The organism is Rahnella sp. CG8 (assembly GCF_023701875.1).
GTDB lineage: Bacteria > Pseudomonadota > Gammaproteobacteria > Enterobacterales > Enterobacteriaceae > Rahnella > Rahnella aceris.
The window spans coordinates 219,515-241,283 of sequence record NZ_JABAED010000006.1 but is presented as its reverse complement, the minus strand read 5'-3'; the positions used below and the strand labels follow the sequence as shown (position 1 = coordinate 241,283).

Annotated in this window: 20 protein-coding genes; 5 read left to right on the top strand and 15 right to left on the bottom strand. The window is 55.3% G+C overall.

Going from position 1 to position 21,769, the window contains the following annotated elements:
* Positions 1-211 precede the first annotated feature (211 nt).
* Positions 212-1,420: a pyridoxal phosphate-dependent aminotransferase gene (locus HGO41_RS08435; RefSeq protein ID WP_013574982.1), complete on the bottom strand. Its 1,209-nt coding sequence runs from the start codon at positions 1,418-1,420 to the stop codon at positions 212-214.
* A gap of 203 nt (positions 1,421-1,623) precedes the next feature.
* Here HGO41_RS08435 and HGO41_RS08430 point away from each other — a divergent pair, with 203 nt between their 5' ends.
* The gene (locus HGO41_RS08430) at positions 1,624-2,826 is read left to right on the top strand and encodes a glutamine amidotransferase-related protein (RefSeq protein ID WP_250980957.1); all 1,203 of its coding nucleotides are present in this window, start codon (positions 1,624-1,626) and stop codon (positions 2,824-2,826) included.
* A 59-nt stretch (positions 2,827-2,885) separates the two neighbouring features.
* Here the strand turns inward: HGO41_RS08430 and HGO41_RS08425 are convergent, their stop codons facing one another.
* The 7 genes from HGO41_RS08425 to HGO41_RS08395 all read right to left on the bottom strand — a co-directional run bounded on the left by HGO41_RS08425 (position 2,886) and on the right by HGO41_RS08395 (position 9,710).
* Positions 2,886-3,806, bottom strand: coding sequence for a dihydrodipicolinate synthase family protein (locus tag HGO41_RS08425; protein ID WP_250980956.1), 921 nt, complete (start codon positions 3,804-3,806; stop codon positions 2,886-2,888).
* A gap of 34 nt (positions 3,807-3,840) precedes the next feature.
* Positions 3,841-5,025 carry a M24 family metallopeptidase gene (locus tag HGO41_RS08420; protein WP_250980955.1) on the bottom strand — a complete coding sequence of 395 codons (1,185 nt, stop codon included), beginning with the start codon at positions 5,023-5,025 and terminating at the stop codon, positions 3,841-3,843.
* Positions 5,022-6,119, bottom strand: a complete 1,098-nt coding sequence (locus tag HGO41_RS08415; RefSeq protein ID WP_250980954.1) for a mandelate racemase/muconate lactonizing enzyme family protein — start codon at positions 6,117-6,119, stop codon at positions 5,022-5,024. The genes HGO41_RS08420 and HGO41_RS08415 overlap by 4 nt, the downstream gene beginning before the upstream one ends.
* A 10-nt stretch (positions 6,120-6,129) precedes the next feature.
* On the bottom strand, positions 6,130-7,293 hold the full coding sequence (locus HGO41_RS08410) for a M20 family metallopeptidase (RefSeq protein ID WP_112197726.1): 1,164 nt from the start codon (positions 7,291-7,293) through the stop codon (positions 6,130-6,132).
* Positions 7,294-7,377: 84 nt separating this feature from the next.
* Positions 7,378-8,121 carry an amino acid ABC transporter ATP-binding protein gene (locus HGO41_RS08405; RefSeq protein ID WP_013574988.1) on the bottom strand — a complete coding sequence of 248 codons (744 nt, stop codon included), beginning with the start codon at positions 8,119-8,121 and terminating at the stop codon, positions 7,378-7,380.
* Between the two features lie 10 nt (positions 8,122-8,131).
* Positions 8,132-8,845 carry an amino acid ABC transporter permease gene (locus HGO41_RS08400; protein WP_013574989.1) on the bottom strand — a complete coding sequence of 238 codons (714 nt, stop codon included), beginning with the start codon at positions 8,843-8,845 and terminating at the stop codon, positions 8,132-8,134.
* Between the two features lie 46 nt (positions 8,846-8,891).
* The gene (locus HGO41_RS08395; protein ID WP_013574990.1) at positions 8,892-9,710 is read right to left on the bottom strand and encodes an ABC transporter substrate-binding protein; all 819 of its coding nucleotides are present in this window, start codon (positions 9,708-9,710) and stop codon (positions 8,892-8,894) included.
* A gap of 192 nt (positions 9,711-9,902) precedes the next feature.
* On the opposite strand from HGO41_RS08395, the gene HGO41_RS08390 reads away from it, so the two are divergent.
* The 3 genes from HGO41_RS08390 (at position 9,903) to nac (ending at position 12,903) form a co-directional block, all read left to right on the top strand.
* Positions 9,903-10,802 (top strand): GntR family transcriptional regulator, encoded by a 900-nt coding sequence (locus HGO41_RS08390; protein ID WP_013574991.1) that lies wholly within the window; start codon positions 9,903-9,905, stop codon positions 10,800-10,802.
* Between the two features lie 39 nt (positions 10,803-10,841).
* The gene (locus HGO41_RS08385; RefSeq protein ID WP_250980953.1) at positions 10,842-11,627 is read left to right on the top strand and encodes an SDR family oxidoreductase; all 786 of its coding nucleotides are present in this window, start codon (positions 10,842-10,844) and stop codon (positions 11,625-11,627) included.
* A 349-nt stretch (positions 11,628-11,976) separates the two neighbouring features.
* The gene (gene nac / locus HGO41_RS08380; protein WP_013574993.1) at positions 11,977-12,903 is read left to right on the top strand and encodes a nitrogen assimilation transcriptional regulator NAC; all 927 of its coding nucleotides are present in this window, start codon (positions 11,977-11,979) and stop codon (positions 12,901-12,903) included.
* 83 nt (positions 12,904-12,986) lie between these two features.
* Here nac and HGO41_RS08375 read toward each other — a convergent pair whose 3' ends face one another.
* The 4 genes from HGO41_RS08375 to spy all read right to left on the bottom strand — a co-directional run bounded on the left by HGO41_RS08375 (position 12,987) and on the right by spy (position 16,729).
* The gene (locus HGO41_RS08375; RefSeq protein WP_015689658.1) at positions 12,987-13,322 is read right to left on the bottom strand and encodes a phage holin family protein; all 336 of its coding nucleotides are present in this window, start codon (positions 13,320-13,322) and stop codon (positions 12,987-12,989) included.
* A 246-nt stretch (positions 13,323-13,568) separates the two neighbouring features.
* Positions 13,569-13,874, bottom strand: a complete 306-nt coding sequence (locus tag HGO41_RS08370; RefSeq protein ID WP_013574995.1) for a YbdD/YjiX family protein — start codon at positions 13,872-13,874, stop codon at positions 13,569-13,571.
* The gene (locus tag HGO41_RS08365) at positions 13,867-15,933 is read right to left on the bottom strand and encodes a carbon starvation CstA family protein (RefSeq protein ID WP_013574996.1); all 2,067 of its coding nucleotides are present in this window, start codon (positions 15,931-15,933) and stop codon (positions 13,867-13,869) included. The genes HGO41_RS08370 and HGO41_RS08365 overlap by 8 nt, the downstream gene beginning before the upstream one ends.
* Before the next feature lie 286 nt (positions 15,934-16,219).
* Entirely contained in the window at positions 16,220-16,729 is a 510-nt protein-coding gene (gene spy / locus HGO41_RS08360) for an ATP-independent periplasmic protein-refolding chaperone Spy (protein ID WP_250980952.1), read from the bottom strand.
* 367 nt (positions 16,730-17,096) lie between these two features.
* Here spy and HGO41_RS08355 point away from each other — a divergent pair, with 367 nt between their 5' ends.
* Entirely contained in the window at positions 17,097-18,530 is a 1,434-nt protein-coding gene (locus HGO41_RS08355) for an aminotransferase-like domain-containing protein (RefSeq protein WP_166860132.1), read from the top strand.
* A gap of 9 nt (positions 18,531-18,539) precedes the next feature.
* Here the strand turns inward: HGO41_RS08355 and HGO41_RS08350 are convergent, their stop codons facing one another.
* The 3 genes from HGO41_RS08350 to HGO41_RS08340 are packed head-to-tail and all read right to left on the bottom strand — an operon-like array spanning position 18,540 to position 21,768.
* Positions 18,540-19,148, bottom strand: coding sequence for a KpsF/GutQ family sugar-phosphate isomerase (locus HGO41_RS08350; RefSeq protein ID WP_013574999.1), 609 nt, complete (start codon positions 19,146-19,148; stop codon positions 18,540-18,542).
* Complete coding sequence (locus HGO41_RS08345) at positions 19,145-20,785, bottom strand: FGGY-family carbohydrate kinase (protein WP_013575000.1); 1,641 nt, start codon at positions 20,783-20,785, stop codon at positions 19,145-19,147. Before HGO41_RS08345 ends, HGO41_RS08350 begins: the two co-directional genes overlap by 4 nt.
* A 29-nt stretch (positions 20,786-20,814) precedes the next feature.
* Complete coding sequence (locus HGO41_RS08340; RefSeq protein ID WP_013575001.1) at positions 20,815-21,768, bottom strand: ABC transporter permease; 954 nt, start codon at positions 21,766-21,768, stop codon at positions 20,815-20,817.
* Between the last annotated feature and the right edge of the window lies 1 nt (position 21,769).

The following is a 21,769-nucleotide window of genomic DNA, read 5'->3' as shown; positions in this document are numbered from 1 at the left end:
ACTCGAACCAGTGACATACGGATTAACAGTCCGCCGTTCTACCGACTGAACTACAGAGGAATCGTTGGAACGGGGCGAATAATAGCGACTGCCCCGTGGCATGTCAAAGGGGAAACTGAATAAATGTGTGCGTTTGCTGATACTTTAGCCAAGTTGTTGAGAATAGAGTCAAAAAGGCCCGTTTTCATATTGAAGCAGGCCTTTTTCGGTCTTAACGCAATTCACGACAAGCGCGGGTGATTCGCTCGCAGGCTTCCTGCAACCGGTTGTCATCGATGGCATAAGCAATACGCAAATAACCCGGCGCACCAAAAGCAGAACCCTGAAGCGTGGCGACATGGCCTGATTTCAGCAGATAAGCTGCAAAATCTTCATCTGTTCTGAGAATATCGCCTGAAGGTGTCGTTTTACCTGACATCCCCTGACAATTAGCGAAAACGTAAAATGCGCCCGGCGGCGTTTCGGCACTCAGGCCGTCAATGGCATTCACGCAGTTCATGATCAGGGTGCGACGGTGCGTCAGGATGTCGATCCAGTCCGCGATGAATGCATTGCCCTGTTCCAGAGCGGCAACAGTCGCGGCCTGAGAAATGGAGCTGGGGTTGGAAGTGCTTTGCGACTGCAAAATTTGCATGGCAGAAATCAGCCACGCGGGGCCGCCCGCATAACCCAAACGCCAGCCGGTCATTGAATAGCCTTTAGAAACACCGTTTACGGTCAGGATACGCTCTTTCAGACGAGGTTCGACTTCGGCGAGTGTGGCGAAAATACCGGGCACAAAACAAATTTGTTCGTAGATGTCGTCTGCCATCACCAGCACCTGCGGGTGCTCCAGCAGAACGGCGGCCAGTGCGTGGAGTTCGTCAGCTGAATAGACTGCCCCGGTCGGATTGTTCGGGGAGTTGAGGATGACCCAACGTGTTTTCGGGGTGATTGCGGCGGCTAAAACTTCCGGCTGCAATTTCCAGCCATCACTTTCCAGACAATGAACAATCCGCGGTTCACCTTCCGCCAGTGCCACCATATCCGGATAAGACACCCAGTAAGGGGCCGGGATAATCACCTGATCGCCAGACGAAACGGTGGCCAAAAGTGCGTTGAAAATGAGTTGCTTGGCGCCACTGCCCGCGATGACTTCATCCGGGCGGTAGCTGATCCTATTTTCACGATTAAACTTAGTCATGATGGCGTGTTTAAGCGCGGCGGTACCGGCAACGGCAGTGTATTTTGTGTCACCTTGTACAATCGCGTCGATGCCAGCCTGCTTAATATGTGCGGGAGTATCGAAATCCAGCTCACCTTCGCCCAGGTTGATGACATCAGTACCTGCCGCGCTGAGCGCACGAACCTGGTCGGAGATCGCCGCTGTCGGCGAAGGGCGCACGCGACGCAAACGAGGTGCAAGAAATTCAGCAGACATTGTTTCCCCTGTATGAACAATAACAAAATTGTATTATGTGAATCATTAAAACCAATTTAAACTTACCATTCTTCTTTTTGCTTTGCTCATAATTTCTTCGTGCTGAGCGGTATTTTACTGACGGAAACGGCAGGGCAGCGGGTATGGCTGGCGGTGAGCCTGCGGGCTGTCTGAACTTTTCATTTATATTTCAAGGTTGTCTTATGGCTTTTATTTTTGTTGCACATGACACACCTGAGCCGTCGCTGTACGGTGCGATGGCGGCAATACTGGCGGCACAAAAGGATTTACCGCTTGCGCATCTGCCGGTGAGCTGGGATACCGCACGCTACCCTGATGCCTGCCAGCACGTCGTTGGTGAAGGGCAGCGGGTAACCAGCGGGTTGCTTTGGGCAGAACGGCTGATTTTGCAAAGTGCCGGTAAAGTGATGAAGCTGGAAGAATTGCTGAAGACGTATGGCACCGGGGATGTGGTGATCCCCCTCGGGCCAATGCAGATCATTCAGTTCACTCAAATTGCACGGCAGGTTCGCGAAAACGCGTTTGACTATGAATTGATTACGGTTGAGCGCGAAAATCAGGGGTATATGTTCAGGCGGCACGGACTGACGGATGAAGCCGCCGGATGCTGGTGGCGTGATCGTTATGGGCGCTGGATAAATCACGATACGCCGCCACAAACCACCACTTCGCTGCGTATCGCGCTGGTCGGTGCGCAGTCCGAGCAGTGCACGACCTATCCGGCCACGCTCGCTGCGCTGGGTGATGCCGCGGATGCTTTATCAGTGTCGCTTGATATGGTGTATGCCGCGCCCCAGGTGCTGGAAGATCATCTGCATGAGGTGATGGAAAACGTCGATGGCATTTTACTGCCGGGCGGATCCGCGATGTGTAATGTTACCGGACAGATTTGTGCCGCACATTACGCCCTGAATCGCCATATTCCCATTCTCGGCTTGTGCCTGGGCATGCAAACCATGACTACGGCCATCGTGCAGAACATGATGGGTTCTGCGAAAGCCAATCTGGCGGAAGCGGATCCTGATGCTGATATTAAAACTTTTGTGCCGCTGACGAATACGCCCACATTTCCGGTTCACCGCCTCGGGGATCATCGGATGCATTCCCGCCCCGGCAGCCGGTTGCATGAGATTCTTGGCGATGAATTTATCGTGCGCTACAACCACCGTTTTCACCTTGCACCTGAACTGAAACCGGATCTGGAAAATCTCGGATTGCTGATCAGCGGGACCGATGCCACCGGCAAGATTGCTGACGGAATCGAATTCACCCGCCATCCGTTTTATCTCGGCGTGCAGGGCCACCCGGAGTTGTCATCACTGCCCGTGAAACCTCACCCGTTGCTGATAGCTTTTCTGAAAGCGGCGTCAGCTCAGCACGGATAAATTGACGGCACCATGAAAAATCCCCGCCTTCAAAGACGGGGATTTTTGCTTAAAGCGGGTTACTTCAGGGTGACGCCGGAGCGCGGATCGGCGGCCAGACGGCGCAGTTCCTGCTCCACCAGCCCGATCACATCAGCTTGCAGATCAATCAGCGGGGCGCGCACATGGTGGCCGTCAAAACCGCGCAAGTTCATGGCCGCTTTTACCAGTTGCGGCTGACCGAAACGGCGGGCCAGCGCCCGGTACGGATACCACAGACGGTGCAGTTCGCGGGCGGTGCTGGCATCGCCGCTTTCCAGCGCACGATAGGTTGCCAGAATAATTTCCGGCAAAGCGCCGCTGTTGGTGGTGCTGATGCCGTCAAAACCACACATCATCGGCCCTAAAAATGCCAGATCGGAGGCGCAGAACAGACGCAGACGCCCGCCAAGACGGTTGGCAATCTGATCGATGGCGGTCGGGTTCAGGTCACCTTGTTTGATACCCACCACGCCGTCGATGTCGGCCAGTTGCTCCAGCACTACCGGCGGCAACGTAATGCCGATACCCGGTGCGTTATACACCAAAATACCGGTGCGTGAGAACGGTGCCATCTGTTTGAAGAAGCTGATAATTTGCGCGTCGGTTACTTCAGAAACAAACGGCGGCGTGACCATCGGCAGGCCACCCAGATCGCCCGCCAGTTGCGTTAAATCACGCACGACACGGACATCTGAACCTGCGCTGCACAACATCACCGGCACGCGGTCACCCACCACTTCCATCACATGGCGGAACAGCGTGGCGCGTTCGTCGGCGGTCATCGCCGGGAATTCACCGTACGTGCCGCCAATCAAAATGCCGTCATAACCGAGGCCGATGACCCGCTCAATGTTGCGGGATAACCCGGCAAAATCAAACTCGCCGCCCGCCGTAAAAGGCGTCACGGTAATATTAAAAATACCTTTCAGGCGCGCCTGACTTTCACTGATGTCTTTCATTTATTCAATTCCCATCATCTGGTTAAAAGCAAAATCAAAGTAAGGTCAGCGGACGATCCACTGTGCCGAGGGCGCGATAGCCGGTTTCGGTCACCACAATGGTTTCACTGACACCGACGGTGAATTCGCCGTAAATGCGCAATGCAGGCGGAATGTGGAAGGTCATTCCCGGCTGTAATTCGGTGGTGATGCCGCTGTAAAGGCTGAGGATCGCGCCTTCGCCCCAGTCCGGTGCGAACGAAATACCAATCGAATAACCGGTGCGTTTTTTGAAGTTATCGGTATAGCCAGCGCGGTCGATAACGGCCTGACAGGCCAGATGCGGCGCTTCGCATGTCGCGCCCGGACGGATGGCATCGAGTGCAGCCTGCAACGCTTCCTGACAGACTTTTTCCATTTCCAGCGCCACGGCTGGCGGTTTGCCGAGCCAGGCGGAGCGCATCAGGGCCGCGTGATAACGGTCATGAGTGGCGGCCATTTCAAGGAAAATCGGGTCGCCCCCGAGAATTTTACGGCGTCGCCATGTACCGTGCGGCACACCGGTGCGCGGGCCGCTGGAGACCAGCGGTTCCATGCCCATATATTCGGAACCGGCGGCAATCGCCGCGCCCATCATGGCGGAAACCAGATCGTTTTCTGTCGCACCTGCGGCAATCGCCGCGCGGCCTGCCAGCATGCCAGCGTCAACGTAACGGGCGGCGTGCGCCATTTTTTCCAGTTCTGCGGCTGATTTCACGGCGCGCAGTTGCTCGATAACACCAGCCGCATCGTGGATCGTGCCGATTTCAGCCTGTAAGGCTTCGTATATTGCGATCGGCAGAAACCAGCCGCGTTTATCGATACCGATCCGGCTCTTCATCCAGCCACGCGCTTTCAGCACATCGAGCAGGAAATTCACCGGATTATCGCCATCGGTATAAATCGCCGCATCGCGGATAAAGGTGTTGGAGATGAAGTTGAAATACTCAAGCTGGCGGATAACAAACACCGGATCGCCTTCCACCGGCAGTACCAGCGTCTGGAAAGTGTAATAGCCCGGTGTTTGCTGACCTGTCAGGTAAAAGATGTTTTCCGGCCCGGTGATCACCATCACGTCCAGACCGGCTTTCACCAGTAACTGACGCGCCTTCGCCATGCGCTGCCGATATTCTTCTTCGTGAAATGCAGATTCTGCGCCTGGCACGACGCGGCCCGTATCGGGTAATGATGTTGCTGTCATTGTTCAAACTCCTGAATAAATTCTGCCTGGGAAGGGGTGAAGCGGATACCCAGCCCCGCGCCCGGCGGGCTGCTGAGTAACCCCTGATGATAGGAAAGGCCGTGAACCGGGTCGTTACCCAGCCCGTCGGCACCGTAAAGTTCGGCGTAAGCGGGCTGGCAGGCGCGGGCGACGTGCAGGGCGGCGGCGGTAGCGGCACCGCCTTCGTTCATCTGACCAATCATGAAGGGCACGCCCGCGGCCGTAAGACGTCGTGCGGCAGCCATTGTCGGCGCAATGCCGCCCATTTTGACCAGTTTGAGATGCGCCATAATCTTGCCGTTCAGCGCCAAAATGCGTTCTAAATCCGCCTCGCTGCTCATGCTTTCATCGAGCATCAGCGGCACCGGACTGGCTTCGGCCAGCGCCGGATAATAGTGCGCATTAGCGTCAGAAACCGGCTGTTCGAGATAACTCATGTCAAACTTCGCCAGCGAGATTAAATGGTTGCGGGCGGCTTCCGGCTGCCATTGGCCGTTGGCATCTGCGGACAAACTGATTTCGTGCCCGAAACGTCGGCGCAGCGCACTGAGCCGTGCTTCATCTTCTTCGAACGAAGCCACGCCGACGCGCAGTTTAAGCTGTGTAAAACCGCGATCCACATACGCCGTCGCCTGTTGCAGCATCTGCGCCATCGGCGTCCAGAACAGCGTCTGGTTGGTGTGATAACTCACCGTTTCGCTATTATCTGCGCCCGCCAGTTGCGCCACGCTGATGCCTTCCTGACGCGCGATCAGATCATGCAGCGCGATATCCAGCAGCATGCGTGTCGGTGCCAGAAAATCCGCCAGCCGTTGCGGCAGATTGAGCAAAATTGTGCTGGCAGGCTGACTGAGATCCAGTTGCTGCAACGCACGGATCACATCACTCAACACCCGTTCGGCGCTGTAACCATTGAGATACGCCATGTTGATGCGCACTTCGCCCAGCCCGTTGAAGTTTTTGTCTTCAAGCAGCAGATACAAGGTGTCCAGCCCCGGCACACTGCCCGACGAGGCGGTATAAAGTTGCAGATGCGGATACCGCAGGTCGGCGCGATATAATGTCGCTTTCACCGTTTTCCCCTCAGCGTTTGAGCATTTTTAAGGCAACATCGCAGTAAATTTTGCTGCCTGCCACGAATTCATCGATGGGGATAAATTCATCAGGTTTATGCGCGACGGCCAGCGAACCGGGGCCGATGATGATGCCTTTAGTGCCCAGACTGCGAAAATGCACCAGATCGCATCCCCCCTGAAAACCGAACGGGCCGGGTTCTGGATTGCCCTGGGCGGCGCAGGCTTCAACGCCCGCCCGCACAATCGGATCGTCAGAATCGGTTTCGGTCGCACCGCCAGTGGTGGGTTTGTAGGTGATGATTTCGCTGCGCACACCGAATTTTTCCTGCGCCAGTTGCAGTAAATCCTGAATTTCCTGTTTCACGGCGTTTTCGTCTTCGCCCGGTACCATACGCCGGTCGAGCAATAATTCGCAGGCGCCCGGCAGCACGTTATCGGCATGCCCGCCGCTAATGCGCGTGACCGTCAGGCTGGCGTTACCGACCAGCGGATGGCAGCGACAACGCACGGTATGTTCATGCGTTTCTTCCACCAGACCGAGCAGTTGCGCGGCACGGAAAATAGCGTTCTCGCCCAGCTCCGGTGTGCCGGAATGCGCGGTGACGCCATGAACGCGAACCAGCGGACGTAAACTGCCTTTGTGCGCCGAGTATGTGGTGTTGGACGTCGGTTCGCCGATCACCACGTAATCGATATGCGCCGGGGCTTCGCGCACATAAAACTTCGCGCCTTCGCTGGCGACTTCTTCGTCGGCGACAAAAATCGCCATCAGCGTGCCGCGCCAGTCATTGCGGTTGGCCGCGAGCCAGCGCATGGCTTCGATCATGGCGATCAGCGGGCCTTTAGCGTCGCAGGCTCCGCGGCCATACAACCGCCCGTCGCGTTCGGTGAGGGTGAACGGATCCTGCTGCCAGCCTTCACCGGCCGGTACGACGTCGATGTGGGTATTAAAGGCAAAGCACGGGCCGCTGCCGTTTTCCAGCCTGCCAATCACGTTGGTGCGTCCCGGTGCGTACTCGCTGAGCGTCATGTCGAAGCCGATGTCGCTGAGCATGGCGCTGATAAGCTCTGCGGCCTCGCGTTCACGTCCCGGCGGGTTTTCGGTATTGATCGCCACCAGTGCGGCAAGATCGCGTTTCATTCTGCTGATATCGGGCGATGAAAGACTCATCGGTGTCTCCTGAAAAACAGTTTTGTGGCAAAAGTCAGGCCCCTGGTGAGGGCGCAATAGGTGTTTTGAGAGTGCTGAAAAGGATCAATGTAAGATTTGATCTAAGAAACGTTGTGCCCGCAGGCTGACATCGCCGCCGAAGAATTTTTCGCCGGTCGCGTTTTCGATGATTTCGCCGTTTTCCATAAAGACGATGTGATTGGCTGCACGTTTCGCGAAGCCCATTTCATGCGTGACCACAATGCTGGTCATGCCTTCGGCGCTGAGATCGGCCATCACGTCGAGCACTTCGCGGATCATTTCCGGGTCGAGCGCCGAAGTCGGCTCGTCAAACAGCATCAGTTTGGGTTTCATCGCCAGTGCACGGGCAATGGCGACACGTTGCTGCTGGCCGCCGGAAAGTTCATCCGGGAACGAATCGGCTTTATCAGGAATTCGTACTTTGCCGAGCAGTTCCAGTGCCTGCGCCTCGGCTTCACTGCGGCTGACGCCCAGCACGGTCATCGGCGCGAGCATGATGTTTTCGGCCGCCGTCAGATGGGAAAACAGTTCGTAGTTCTGGAACACCATGCCGATGTCACGGCGTAATTTATGCGGCTCGATACTGGCGTGGGTGATGTCCTGATTGCGAAAGAAGATCGACCCCCCCTGGATCGGCTCCAGCAGATTGATGCAGCGCAGCAGGGTAGATTTGCCTGAGCCTGACGGACCAATCAGCACCACGGTTTCGCCCTGAACCACATTCAGGGAACAGTTTTTAAGCACGTGTTGTGCGCCAAAATGTTTATCGACGCCGATGATTTCCAGAACCGGTTTGGATTGACTCACGGACTTCTCCTCAGTTTGGCGTGCTGCTGCGCAGCAGGCGTTCAGTCAGTGACAGCGCGGGTTTCTTGCGCTTTTTCGGATCAAGCGAACGTTCCAGCCAGGCCTGTCCGACCATGAATACGGAAGTCAGCACCAGGTAGTAAATACCTGCGGCGCACAGTGCTTCGAAATATCGGAAGCTGGCGCTGGCGGTCTGATTGGCGATAAGCAGCAGTTCCTGCACGGCAATCACCGACACCAGTGCGCTCGACTTCAGCATGCTGATCATCTGATTGCCCATCGGCGGCAACACGATGCGCGCGGCCTGTGGCAACACAATCTTGCGCATGATCTGGCTCTGAGTCATGCCGAGCGCCATCCCCGCCGTTCGCTGCCCGCTGCGTACGGCCTGTAAGCCGGAGCGTAAAATCTCCGCCATATACGCCCCTTCATTTAAGGACAGCGCCATCACCGCACAGGTGAAAGCGGAGAAGCGCAGGCCGAAGGTTGGCAGGACGTTGTAAACGAAAATAATCTGGAACAGCACCGGTGTGCCGCGAAATAACCAGAGATAGAAGAAGGCCAGAACGGATCCCGCCCGGAAGCGGGATTCCTGCAGCAGGGCCAGCACCAGCCCCGCAATAATGCCAAAGAACAACGAGCACACCGTTAACAACAAGGTCATTAATGCGCCCTGAAAGAACGCCGGTGAGAACAGGTATTGCCAAACAAGATCAAGTGACATGAACTTTCCTCAACGTCAGGGCAACGCTTTACTTAACATCACGGTTTCAGAAAATGGACACCGAAGCCGGGAACTGCCATTTGCTGATGATTTTTTGATAAGTTCCGTCTTTCACCACGTCCTGAAGGCCTTTTTCCAGCAGCGATTTCATTTCGGTATCGCCTTTACGCACGGCAAAACCGATGTGCGTGTCTGCTTCAAACTCAGCGCCGACGGCTTCGAAGGTATCGCCTTTTTCACTCAGCAGCGCCACAGCACCCGGCGTTGACAGGAATTCTGCATCAGCACGTTTTTGTGCCACTGCGACGGCGGAATCCGTGGCAGCCGGGAAGGTCAGCACGGTCAGCGCCGGTTTTTTCGCATCCAGACATTTTTGGTTGTCTGCACGCGCCTGACTTTCTTCAATGCCGCCCAGCGTCACGGCGATGTTTTTGCCGCACAGGGACAAATCTCGACCGGTGATTTTTTCCGGATTGCCTTTCGCCACAATGACGCGGCTGCCGATTTTCAGGTACGGCACAAAATCCACCTGCTCAGAACGGGTCGGGTTGATGTACATCGCTGAGTTGATGATATCGAGACGTTTGCCCTGCAACGCGGGGATCAGTCCTTTGAACTCCATCGACATCGGTTCCGGAGTCAGCGCCAGTTTTTTCGACAGGGCGGTGATGAGATCGATATCGAAACCGGTCAGCTTGCCATCTTTAGTAAATTCAAACGGCATGAACGTGGCGGCGGTGCCATACGTCAGATGACCTTTACTGACCAGAACTGGCGCAGCAGCCTGGCTGAACAACGGGGCACTCAGGCAAATAGCGGCCAGAGAGACGGCGGCATATCGACGCAAAAAAGCTTTTTTTGACATGACAGACTCCAGTTTCCCATGAGCAGGATTGCTCTTTGTGTCTCATTAAATACAATTAAATTTGTGAGTCAAGGCTCTTTTTTGGTGCATTAATTGCACGATTTGGGGGCTTTGTAACCAGACTTCACCATCCTCAAGGCTTGTGATATTGTACAAACCTAAACAACAAATACTTTCAGGTGCTGCTATTCCATGACCCAAACTACGACAGCCAGCGGAAGGCGTCTGGCAAACCAAATCCTTGACCTGATACGTGAAGCAAAATTTGAGCCAGGTCATCATCTCAGGGAGCAACAACTGGCTGATATGCTCGGTGTGTCGCGTACGCCGGTGCGTACTGCCCTGAAATTACTGTGTGAATTAGGCATTATCGAAGCGCGGCGCAATCAGGGTTTTTTCCTGCTGAAAGCCTTCGATGAACTTCAGCGCATCAGCATTGATATCCCCGCCAGTAATGATCAGGATTTATACGAGCAACTGGTGAAAGACCGTATCGCCGGAAAGTTGCCGGATTCCCTGACGCAGACGGAAATCGCCCAGCGCTATGACGTCGATCGTGGCGTGCTGGCGCGCACGTTGCTGCGTCTGGCGGAAGACGGGTTGATCGCCCGCAATAAGGGGCATGGCTGGTCATTCTTACCGACCCTGAATACCGATGTAGCGCTGAGTAACGGCTACGGATTCCGTCTGATGATTGAGCCGGGCGCGCTCATGGCGGCAGGTTTTCACGCCGATAAAAGCGCGCTGCGCCGCCTGCGGATGCAGCATATTTATCTGATTACGCATCCGGATATTCTGGCCGTTGATGGCCGTCAGATTTTCGAAACGGACGCCACCTTTCATGAAATGCTGGCGGAGTTCAGCGGCAATATTTTTGTTTTACAGGCAATTCAGCAGCAAAACCGGCTGCGCCGCCTGCTGGAGTTCGGCAGTTACACCAATAAACAGCGTGTGCGCGAATGGTGCGAGGAACATGTCGCCATCATCGACGCCGTGCTGGAAGGGCGGATGGAAGCGGCGGCGGACATGATGCGCAGCCACCTGCAATCGGCTTATCAGATGGTGCTTAACAAAGTCAGCAAAGTGGGGTGAACCGCTGTTTTTGTCTTACATAAACCAGAGGAAAAAGTGATGGATTTTGGTATTCAGGGCCGCGTGGCGCTGGTCAGTGGCGCAGGCGGCGGTTTAGGCCGTGCGATGGCCATTGCTCTGGCAGGCGAAGGCGTTCAGGTGGCGGTTTGCGGGCGAACGCTCAGTGCGTTGCAGGAAACTGTCAGCCTGATTGAAAAACAGGGCGGTACCGCGCAGGCGTGGGTGCTGGATCTGACAGCACCGGAAAGCTTTGATGATGTGCTGATGCAAATCCGCCGCACATTCGGACCGGTGGGTATTCTGATAAACAACTCAGGCGGGCCACCGCCGACGAAGGCGGCTGGCGTCGCGCCGGATGCGTGGCAATCTCAGTTCTCCACGATGGTGAGTTCGCTTATTCAACTGACCGATAAAGTGCTGCCGGATATGCACAATGCGGGCTGGGGGCGGATTATTACCAGCACGTCGTCGGGCGTGATCGCGCCAATTGCCAACCTCGGCATGTCGAATACTTTACGCATGGCGCTGGTCGGCTGGTCGAAAACGCTGGCCTCCGAAGTGGCGGGTGACGGCATCACGGTTAACGTGATGGTGCCGGGGCGTATTTCCACGCAGCGTCTGGGTCAGCTCGATGCCGCACGCGCCGGGCGGGAAGGGACATCGGTTGAAGAGGTCGCGGCAAAAAGTGCCGCCAGCATTCCGGCAAAACGCTACGGTAAACCGGAAGAGTATGGCGCTGTGGCGGCGTTTCTTGCCAGCCAGCAGGCGTCCTATATGACCGGTTCGGTGATCCGCGTCGATGGCGGCATGATCCCGTCAATATAAACGCGACGTCAGGACGTGATGCTGCGAATCTGTTTCGTGGCATCGCTGTTATTAACCCTGCTAATTTATAAGGGTGACCTATAAGAATGCATGATATTGGTGCATCCTTCTTTATCAGCGCAGTGAATTCCCTCTGAGATTCCCCGCGCCCTCCGTTTCCCACACGTCACGCGTAATAGTTTTCTCTTATATTTTGCGGTATTAGCCTCTGAAGCAGGCGTTTTTAATCTGCATGCCGGAGATTGGCGTAAATCTTGCTTTTATCAGTCACGCTAATCGTTTGCGTAGATAACTTACCTTCATAACAACAGTCCAGGGTTATCCCTTTTCGCGCAAAATGGAGACAGAGATGAATCTCAGACGTCTGAAATACTTTGTGAAAATCGTCGATATTGGCAGCCTGACACAGGCCGCTGATGTTCTGCATATCGCCCAACCGGCATTAAGCCAGCAACTGGCGACACTGGAAGGGGAATTGCAGCAACAATTGCTGATTCGCACCAAGCGCGGCGTCACTCCTACCGAAGCAGGTAATATTCTTTATTCCCACGCCCAGGCCATTTTGCGCCAGTGCGACCAAATCCACAGTGCCGTGAATAACGCCGGACAATCGCTCAGCGGACAGGTTTCTGTCGGCCTTGCGCCGGGCACTGCCGCCTCCGGGCTGGCGCTGCCGTTGCTACAGGCTGTCCGCAAGCAGCACCCGGGCATTCTGCTGTATCTCAACGAGAATTTCGGCACTGCGCTGGGCGATTTAGTGCTCAACGGGCGCATGGATATGGCGGTCTTTTATGGCACCAGCGTGGCCTCAGGGTTGAGCAGTCAGCCGCTGATGAAAGAAGATTTGTATCTGGTCGGCGCGCATTCTGTGCCGAATCCGGGTAAATATGTCGAACTGGCTGAGGTGGCAAAACTAAACCTGTTCATGCCGCGTTCCCACAATGTCACCCGCCGTCTGGTGGATGATGCGATGGCGTTGCGCCGTTTAAGTGCCAATATCATTGGTGAAATTGAATCTTCCGCCACGCTGACTGCCGCCGTTGCCAGCGGTCTGGGGGCGACTATTTTGCCTGAATCCGCTGCCCGCACCATGACGGGTCCGGCTAAAGCCTGGATGTCATGCATCAGCAGTCCGGCGATTCAGGTTCCGCTTTCGCTGTGTGTTTGTGAAACGCTGGCGTTATCGCAGGAAGCCATGGCGGTGAAGAAGATCCTGCTGTCTCTGGTTTTCGAACAGACGGCTCCGGTGGCAGAGCCGATGTTAGTGGCGAGTTAAGCGGGGCGTTAACGTTCAGCCAACCAGGGCAAGGTAAAAAAATCCCCGGCGTATAGATTTTGCCGGGGAAGAGGTGAATGCGCTTATTTAGACGCCGGACTGTAGTTGTCAACAAAGCCAGCGATTCTCTTACCGATAAGGGTGAGAAGTGGCCCGGCAAATACCCCGCCCAAACCGGCAATGACCAGTAACCGGTCATCGTTGGCGTTGCGTGACAGAACGAAAATACTCAACAGCATTCCGCTGAAGCAGGAAACAACAATCTGCAACAGGCATGCCCTGATTTCATCCAGGATGGGTTTCTGCTGCCTGAGCATGATATAGCGAACAATCCCGCCCCACGCCGCCATTCCAATGACGCAAAGTACAATACGGTGATCCATCAGGAGGATGTCCCGGATATGTGTTGCCTCGATCATAGTGATGCCCTCAGAAGTAAAAATGAATTCTCAATAAAACTAATGCGGCTAAATTATCACCAGATACGAGGGGGCTAAAATCACAAGACAACACATTTCACTGTGAGGTTTTCAGGCTGACATCACCGGGCAATTAAAAAATATAAAAGGCTTTGCATTTCAGGTGGTGTGACGACACCTTCCCCTGTGTGAAGAGGAAGGTGTAAAACACGACATCGTGACTGAGCCGGAGGGGTCACTCTGATGTCAGCACGGACACTTCCCCATTTTCCCGCCTTCGCTCGGGAACCGGGCTTCAAGGCATCGCCGGTGGAATTCGCGTTCGGTCATCGGCGTCATTTCCGGGTGTCTGACCTTCATGTGCCGGACATAATTCTGATAATCCTGCACGCCGACCATCAGGCGAAAACTCTGAGCAGTGCGTTTTATCGCCAGTTTCAGCCAGCCGGTCACATTGTGTGGTTTTGGCTGCACGGTGAACAACGGCTGACAGCGGATGACGTGTAACGCCGCAGGGCGCGCGGTTTTAAATAATGCTCTTGAATCAGACATGGCGGGCCTCGCGACGTTGTACGACAGCCGTTTCATGCACTGTCGGTGTGCTCGATTGCAGCGCGCGACGGATAACGAAGAACGCTGAAATCAGCATGGTGACCGCCACCAGCATAAAGAATCCACACAGGATGGCGTTGATCTGATTGTTCAGCACGATGGTTTGCATGTCCGCCAGCGTTTTGGCCGGTTTAATGATTTCGCCGCTGTCGATCCCGGCAGAGAATTTCTTCGCCTGCGCCAGGAATCCAATCGACGGTTTTTCGTGGAAAATCTTCTGCCAGCCCGCAGTCATCGAGGTGATAAACAGCCAGATAGTCGGCAAAATCGTGACCCAGGCGTAGCGCTGTTTCTTCATTTTGAACAGCACCACGGTGCCCAGAATCAACGCCATCGAGGCCAGCATCTGATTACCAATACCAAACAGTGGCCACAGAGTATTAATGCCGCCCAGCGGATCGACGACACCCTGATAAACGAAGAAGCCCCAGCCCGCAACCGCGACGGTGGTACCGGCGAAAGTGCCGATCCACGAACGGTTATTCGCCAGCGAAGGGACGGCGACACCCACCAGATCCTGCACCATAAAGCGGCAGGCGCGGGTACCGGCATCCACTGCGGTCAGAATAAATAAGGCTTCGAACAGGATAGCGAAGTGATACCAGAAGGCCATCATCGCGCGGCTGTTAAACACATCGGTGATGATGTGTGCCATCCCGACAGCGAAGGTTGGTGCGCCACCGGCGCGGGAAAGGATTGACTGTTCGCCGACATCTTTGGCTATTTGCGTAAGAATGTCTGGCGTGATGACAAAGCCCCAGCCGTTAATCACCTGTGAAGCGCTCTCTGCCGTGGTGCCGATCAGCGCCGCCGGAGAGTTCATCGCAAAATACACCCCCGGGTCGATAACCGACGCACAAATCAGCGCCATGATTGCCACGAACGACTCCATCAGCATCGCGCCGTAGCCGATAAAGCGGATATGGCTTTCGCGCTCAATCAGCTTCGGCGTTGTGCCGCTCGAGACCAGCGCATGGAAACCGGAAATCGACCCGCAGGCGATAGTGATAAACAGGAACGGGAACAGGCTGCCGGAGAATACCGGGCCGCTGCCGTCAATAAAGCGCGAAACCGCTGGCATTTTCATCTCTGGCATAGCAAAGACGATACCGACCGCCAGCCCGACAATGACGCCTATTTTCAGGAACGTTGAGAGATAATCGCGCGGTGCCAGCAGCAGCCAGACCGGCAATACCGAGGCAATAAACCCATAGATCACCAGCACCCAGGTCAGCGTGGTGCCGTGCAGGGTAAAGAACGGTCCCCAGTAAGGATCCGCCGCGACGTTGCCGCCGTAAACGATGGCGAGCATCATCAGCACGAAGCCAATCACCGACACTTCTGCAATTTTCCCCGGACGCAGAAAACGCATATAGATGCCCATAAACAGGGCAATGGGAATGGTCGCGGCAATGGTGAACAGCCCCCACGGGCTATCGGCCAGCGCTTTGACGACCACTAACGCCAGCGCGGAAAGAATGATAATCATCACGCCCAGCGCGCCGAGCATGGTGATCACGCCCGCGAAACTGCCCAGTTCCTGCTTTGCCATTTCGCCCAGTGAACGGCCGTCACGACGGGTGGAGATGAACAGGATCAGGAAGTCTTGCACCGCACCGGCGAGCATCACGCCGACCAGGATCCAGATCGTGCCCGGCAGGAAACCCATTTGCGCAGCCAGTATCGGGCCGACCAGCGGACCCGCGCCTGCGATGGCGGCAAAGTGGTGGCCGAACAAAACCCATTTATTGGTCGGCACATAATCCAGCCCGTCGTTACGACGCTCGGCAGGTGTCATGCGTTTGTCATCGAGTTCGAAGACTTTTTCGGCGATAAACAGGCTGTAGAAACGGTAGGCAATGCTGTAACAGGCAACGGCAGCGACCACCAGCCACAGGGCGTTAACATGTTCGCCCCGGCTCAGGGCCAGCATTCCAAAGGCAAAAGCCCCGATTAACGCCACCACCAGCCAGGTTATCCCGGACTTGACGCTTTTCATGATGTACAACTCCTTATGAGTGGTCCGGTGATAGCCAGCCACTTTTTATGTCGAGAGTGTGATGTGGAGAGGTAAGGGTCGCATGGCCGAATGCGGTTGCGACTTTGTTGAATTACTGTTTAAAAATAATGTGTTTATACAGAAAAGTATGAAGTTAAAGATGAATTTGTGATGGGGCTGACGCTTTGCGCAGAGAAGACTGGTCGGATGACAATAAAGTTGTGGCGGGTAAGTAAAAAAGCAAAAAAACCGGCCACGGGGCCGGTTTTCCTGTCTGGTCAGTCAATTATTCAGCGGTTACTGGTTTTTCCTGACCCGGTTTGTGGTCACGCATCTGTTCCATTTTGGCCGCGCGGTTCTGGTAGTTCTCATTGAACTGTTTTTTCTGCTCTGGTGTCAGCAGGTTATACATTTTGTTCTCTGCGCGGGCACGGTCGAGCATACGATTAGACTGTGCTTTGGTAATGGTATCAATCTGCGATTTCACCTTGGCTTCATCGAAGCTGTCGGAAGCCACCAGGTTGTGCATCTGATCCATCTGGGCTTTCATCGCTGCGCGGTCAGGGCGCGCGCCGCTGTCTTTCATGATTTCTTTCATCTGCGTTTTCTGCTGCTCAGTCAGGTTCAGCGCCGCAAACGGGTTCATATGTTGCGGTCCTTTATGATGCAGCATTTTGCCGTGCGTCGCGGTCGTGGCATCAGTGGCCGGTGTGGCTGCGGTTTCAGCAGCAAATGCGAAAGAAGCAGAGCTCAAAGCCAGAGTTGAAGCCACAATCATTGCGGTAAGTTTACGCATAATTAAATTCCTCATTGGAGATTCAGGCAATTCGCCCGTTTTGTTTCGACGAAAACAAGTCTACGCAATCCAATGAATAGTAATGCGGTGTGGATGTAAAAGAGTGAAAGGCGTGATGTTACTTTTCCAGCGATCGTGGAGAAAGTGTTTAGAAAGCGTAAGGTTGCGCGAACAGGTGTGAAGGGAAGCTCAGATAAATCTGAGTAATGCGATGAATTCACACATTACCATGGCGAATGTTTCGCCGCCATACCTCCCGGGTAAACATTGATTGCTGTTGATGAGCAGTTTACTCCGGGGAAAAGCGCAAAATCAGGCATAATAGTTATCATTTGATTAACACTTCCTATAACAGTACTGATGAATTATGACTCAATCCCGTTATGAAACGCTGGCGCGTACGTTGCGCAGACAAATTGATACGCAGGTCTGGTTGCCGGGCGACCGGCTGCCTTCCTTACGTGATACCTGCAAACAGTCTGGCCTGAGTCTGATGACGGTTTTGCAGGCCTATCAGTTGCTGGAAAGTCAGGGGGTGATTGTCGCGCGTCCGCAGTCCGGTTATTACGTGGCAGCGGGTATACAGCGGCCGGTGCGCCCATCTCCCGACGGGTATTTGCATGCTGCAGAGCAGGTGGACGTCAATGACGCCATTTTCGACATTCTCAAAGCCGGGCAAGATCCCGCCGTGGTGCCACTCGGTTCCGCGTTTCCTGATCCGACACTTTTTCCGCAGCCACGTCTGGCGCGTTCCCTGGCCAGCGCGGTGCGCCGGATGTCCCCGCACAGCGCCATTGCGAATCTGCCACCGGGTAATGAAGAACTGCGCCGCAGCATTGCACAGCGCTATGCACAAAATGGTATTGAAGTCGCGCCCGATGAAATCGTCATTACGTCGGGTGCGATGGAGTCGCTCGGGTTAAGTTTGCAGGTGGTGACAGAGCCGGGTGACTGGGTTGCTATCGAATCGCCAGCTTTTTACGGCGTATTGCAGGCGATTGAACGGCGCAAATTAAAAGCCATCGCCATTCCGACTGACGTGCGTTACGGCATGGATCCCGATGCGCTGGAACAGGCGCTGAAACTTTATCCGATCAAAGCCTGCTGGCTGATGTCGAGTTTTCAGAACCCGCTCGGATGCAGTTTGCCGCCGGAGAAAAAGGCACGGCTGGTGAGTATTTTGCAGGGACATAAAGTGGCTCTGATCGAGGACGACGTATACAGCGAACTGTATTTTGGCAGCGAACGAACGGTGCCGCTGAAGGCGTCAGATTATCGCAGCGACATTCTGCATTGCTCATCGTTTTCGAAATCCCTCGCGCCGGGCTTTCGCGTGGGCTGGGTGGCGGCGGGGGCTTATGCTGAACGTATTCAGCGCCTGCAACTGATGAGCACGTTATCGGCCAGCGTGCCGGTTCAGCTGGCGTTAGCCGATTATCTGCAAAAGGGGGCGCAGCAGGGAGGTTACGATACCCATCTGCGACGCTTACGGCGCGTACTCGAACAACGGCAGATGGCGATGCGTCATGCGATTCTGGCGGAGTTTCCGGCGCAGGTGTCGGTGACGCAACCTGCAGGCGGCTATTTTCTGTGGCTGGATCTGGGTGACAATGTGGATGCGGCACGGGTCTATCAGCGCGCGCTGACAAAAGGCGTCAGCGTCGCGCCCGGCACCATGTTCTCTGCCGACGAGCGTTTCAGCCATTGCATCCGTATCAATACCTCTTTCGAATGGGGGCCGCACACCGCGCGCGCCATCTCCATTCTGGCGGCGCTGGTGGCGGAAGAGATTAAAGGTTGAGAATGTTGTTCACAGATCCTGCTCACGCAGCGTCTTACCCACATTTCCGCCCGGATGCACTTTCAGCAGGCTTTGCTGATCGAAGCCGTTGCGCAGCATGATATTGCCGCACAATGCATCGAACACTGCCAGCACCAGCACGACAGACGTGGTGGCCAGCATATTGAGCGGGTCGATTTCCCGCCGGATATGCGTTTTCACCACCAGCGTAGCGGCGCGGGCAATCGCCGAATCCAGATTCTCCGTCACACTGATGATTGCCACACCTTTGGCTTTCAGCGTCGGTAACAGGCGCGTCAGCTCTTCAGAATTGCCGCCACGGGAAATCAGGATCATCAGGTCGTTGCTGCGCATAAATCCCAGGTCACCGTGGGCGGCATCGGTGGCGCTCAGATACACCGCCGGTTGCTCGACGCACGCCAGCATGTGGGCTATTTTCCGCGCGGCAATGCCCGACGTGCCGACGCCGGTGACGGCAATTTTGCCCGTGCAGCCGGTGACCAGCGTCAGTAACTGCTGCCATATATCAGCATCGAGATGATGCTGTAACGCCAGTAATTCCTGACTGTAGGTCTGCCAGCCCTGACACGCCAGGGTAAATTCTTCATCCGCATTCATTGGGTTTCCCCCTGCATCAGGCGGCGGTATTTCATGCTGTCGTGGTACATCTCATGAAATACGCGGTATTTACGGTCGTAATACTCTTTAATTTTGTTGGTTTGCGGTGTCACGGTTTTGCCGATGCGGCTCATGGCGGCCATCGCTTCTGGCAAAGAGTCGTAGGCGCCCGCCGCGACGGTGCCCATCATGGCACTGCCGAGCAGCATCGCTTCGCTTTCTTCCGGCAATAACATCGCGCAGCCTGTGGCGTTGGAATGCTCCTGAACAAACACCGGATTTTTGGTGCCGCCGCCGCTTGCCATCATGGTATCAATGCGATATCCGCTCTGATTCATGGTCTCGATAATGTGGCGGGTGCCCAGCGCCAGCGCCTGAATGGTGGCCAGATAATGCAGCGCCATGTCTTCCGGCGTACGCGAGAGTTTCAGGCCGGTCAGCGTACCGGTGAGCGTCGGGTTAGCGCGCGGTGAACGGTTGCCGTGGAAATAGGGCAGCATATGAATGTCTTTGGTCAGGAAGGCAATATTCTCCGGTTCACCGGCCATTTTTCGCAAAATGCCGTTGAGCACTTCATAGATGGTTTTGCCGCTGTCTTTGCCCTGTTTCAGTAAATCCTGATAACACGGATGCGACTGAATCACATGGTCAATCAGCGCCCCGGTAGTGGATTGTCCACCTTCGTTCAGCCAGTAATCAGGCAGAATGGCCGAATAGTATGGCCCCCAGATACCGCCGATATAGCGTGCGCTGCGGGACATCGCCATATGTGCCGTGGACGTGCCACCAATCAGCGCAATGCGGTTGTCGAAATCGGCCGATTCACCGGAGGCGCCGCTGGCACCGAGAATACCGAGGCTGCCTGCGTGGGCATCGATAATGGAAACGCTGACGGCAGTACCGGCCATCAGCCCCATTTCTGCAGCGGCACGCTGGGTCAGACCGTGTCCGAGCGGTTCACCCATGGTTTTCACTTCGCTGCCGATTTTCGCCGCGTTGTTTTCCAGTAAATCTTCCAGTCCGATCTGACGGAAATAGCTGGGATCCCAGCGGTCTTCATGGCCGATATACGTCCATTTACAGACGGTAGAACACAGCGAACGGGTAGTGTCCTGCGTGGCGCGCCAGGTGAGAAAATCCGGCAGGTCGAACAGGTGGCCGACGTTGTTCCAGGTGGTGGGCATATGCTGTTTCAGCCACAGCAATTTTGGCGTCTGCATTTCCGGCGAAATAATCCCGCCGACGAATTCCAGCACGCGGTGACCGGTGGCGTTGATGCGCTCGGCCTGAGTAATGGCGCGGTGATCCATCCAGACAATAATGTTTTGCTCGCTGCGCCCGGACGGGCTGACGGTCAGCGGCTTGCCTTCTTTATCCAGCACCACCAGCGAACAGGTGGCGTCGAAACCGATACCTTTCACCTGAATCGGGTTGATGTCCGCCTGATTGACCGCGTCTTTCACGGCATTGCAAACGGACTGCCAGATCTCATCAGAAGATTGCTCAACGAAATCGGCTTTCGGGCGGTACAACGTAATCTCACGGCTGGCCTGGCCGACCATGCGGCCGGTCATGTCGAAGACGCCCGCGCGGGCGCTGCCGGTTCCTACGTCTACTCCAATAAAATAACTCGCCATGTTCTTTCCCTTCGGTAAAAAGCTTTCGCTTAAGATTTTCTGTTTTGCAGAGCGATAAACAGGATCAGGACGCCGCCCCACAGAGCCATTGTCAGGTAACTGCTGACGCCCATCAGGTTCAGGCCGCTTTCCAGCATTTGCAGGACGATCAGCGCCAGTACCAGTCCGATGACCCGCCCGAAGCCGCCGTCGGGGTTAATTCCGCCGAGCACGGAGGCCAGAATGGTTACCAGCAAATACGAGTCACCGTAGCCTGCTTTTGCCGAGTTAAATTTGGACATCATCAGCAGTGCCGCGCCCCAGCCGAGCAGGGCGGAAAGCACATACACTGCGATGGTCACTTTGTGCGTATTGACGCCACTGAAGCGCGTGGCCTGTTCGTTGGAACCCATCAGATACAAACTGCGGCCAAGCGTGGTGTGTTCGAGTAAAACCCACAACAACAGCGCCACCAGCAGGAAAAGCAGCAGGGCGACGGGAATGCCCAGCAGACTGCCATTGCTCAGATACTGAATCGCCGCCGGGAAGCCGGAAATCACCGCGCCGTTGGTCAGCAGAATATTCAGCCCGGCGATAAGTGTCATGGTGCCGAGCGTTGCCAGAATCGGTGAGACACCGATATACGCAATCAGCGCGCCGTTAAGTACACCAATGACAACCGCGACAGCCAGACCGGCGAGCATCGCCAGCACGAAATATTGCGGCTGATCCGGATGTGCCACCAGAATGGCCGCCATGACCAGCGAACAGGCATTGGCACCGGCAATGACTGAAAGGTTGATACCGCCGGTGAGCATGGTGATGCCCATCCCCAGCGCCAGCATGCCCAGAATCGGCAACTGCGAAGAGATCGACTGGAAATTACCGACGCTGTAGAAACTGCCGCCCAGCGTGAATGAGAACAACACGGCAACGGCGACGATGATCAGCAACTGCAAACGGATGATGCGGTCGCCGGGGAAGAATCGGTTTAAGGTTGTCATG

Coding starts and splice junctions, on each gene's coding strand:
- HGO41_RS08435 (WP_013574982.1), bottom strand. CDS start 1,420: ATGTCTGCTGAATTTCTTGCACCTCGTTTGCGTCGCGTGCGCCCTTCG.
- HGO41_RS08430 (WP_250980957.1), top strand. CDS start 1,624: ATGGCTTTTATTTTTGTTGCACATGACACACCTGAGCCGTCGCTGTAC.
- HGO41_RS08425 (WP_250980956.1), bottom strand. CDS start 3,806: ATGAAAGACATCAGTGAAAGTCAGGCGCGCCTGAAAGGTATTTTTAAT.
- HGO41_RS08420 (WP_250980955.1), bottom strand. CDS start 5,025: ATGACAGCAACATCATTACCCGATACGGGCCGCGTCGTGCCAGGCGCA.
- HGO41_RS08410 (WP_112197726.1), bottom strand. CDS start 7,293: ATGAGTCTTTCATCGCCCGATATCAGCAGAATGAAACGCGATCTTGCC.
- HGO41_RS08400 (WP_013574989.1), bottom strand. CDS start 8,845: ATGTCACTTGATCTTGTTTGGCAATACCTGTTCTCACCGGCGTTCTTT.
- HGO41_RS08395 (WP_013574990.1), bottom strand. CDS start 9,710: ATGTCAAAAAAAGCTTTTTTGCGTCGATATGCCGCCGTCTCTCTGGCC.
- HGO41_RS08390 (WP_013574991.1), top strand. CDS start 9,903: ATGACCCAAACTACGACAGCCAGCGGAAGGCGTCTGGCAAACCAAATC.
- HGO41_RS08385 (WP_250980953.1), top strand. CDS start 10,842: ATGGATTTTGGTATTCAGGGCCGCGTGGCGCTGGTCAGTGGCGCAGGC.
- nac (WP_013574993.1), top strand. CDS start 11,977: ATGAATCTCAGACGTCTGAAATACTTTGTGAAAATCGTCGATATTGGC.
- HGO41_RS08375 (WP_015689658.1), bottom strand. CDS start 13,322: ATGATCGAGGCAACACATATCCGGGACATCCTCCTGATGGATCACCGT.
- HGO41_RS08370 (WP_013574995.1), bottom strand. CDS start 13,874: ATGTCTGATTCAAGAGCATTATTTAAAACCGCGCGCCCTGCGGCGTTA.
- HGO41_RS08365 (WP_013574996.1), bottom strand. CDS start 15,933: ATGAAAAGCGTCAAGTCCGGGATAACCTGGCTGGTGGTGGCGTTAATC.
- spy (WP_250980952.1), bottom strand. CDS start 16,729: ATGCGTAAACTTACCGCAATGATTGTGGCTTCAACTCTGGCTTTGAGC.
- HGO41_RS08355 (WP_166860132.1), top strand. CDS start 17,097: ATGACTCAATCCCGTTATGAAACGCTGGCGCGTACGTTGCGCAGACAA.
- HGO41_RS08350 (WP_013574999.1), bottom strand. CDS start 19,148: ATGAATGCGGATGAAGAATTTACCCTGGCGTGTCAGGGCTGGCAGACC.
- HGO41_RS08345 (WP_013575000.1), bottom strand. CDS start 20,785: ATGGCGAGTTATTTTATTGGAGTAGACGTAGGAACCGGCAGCGCCCGC.
- HGO41_RS08340 (WP_013575001.1), bottom strand. CDS start 21,768: ATGACAACCTTAAACCGATTCTTCCCCGGCGACCGCATCATCCGTTTG.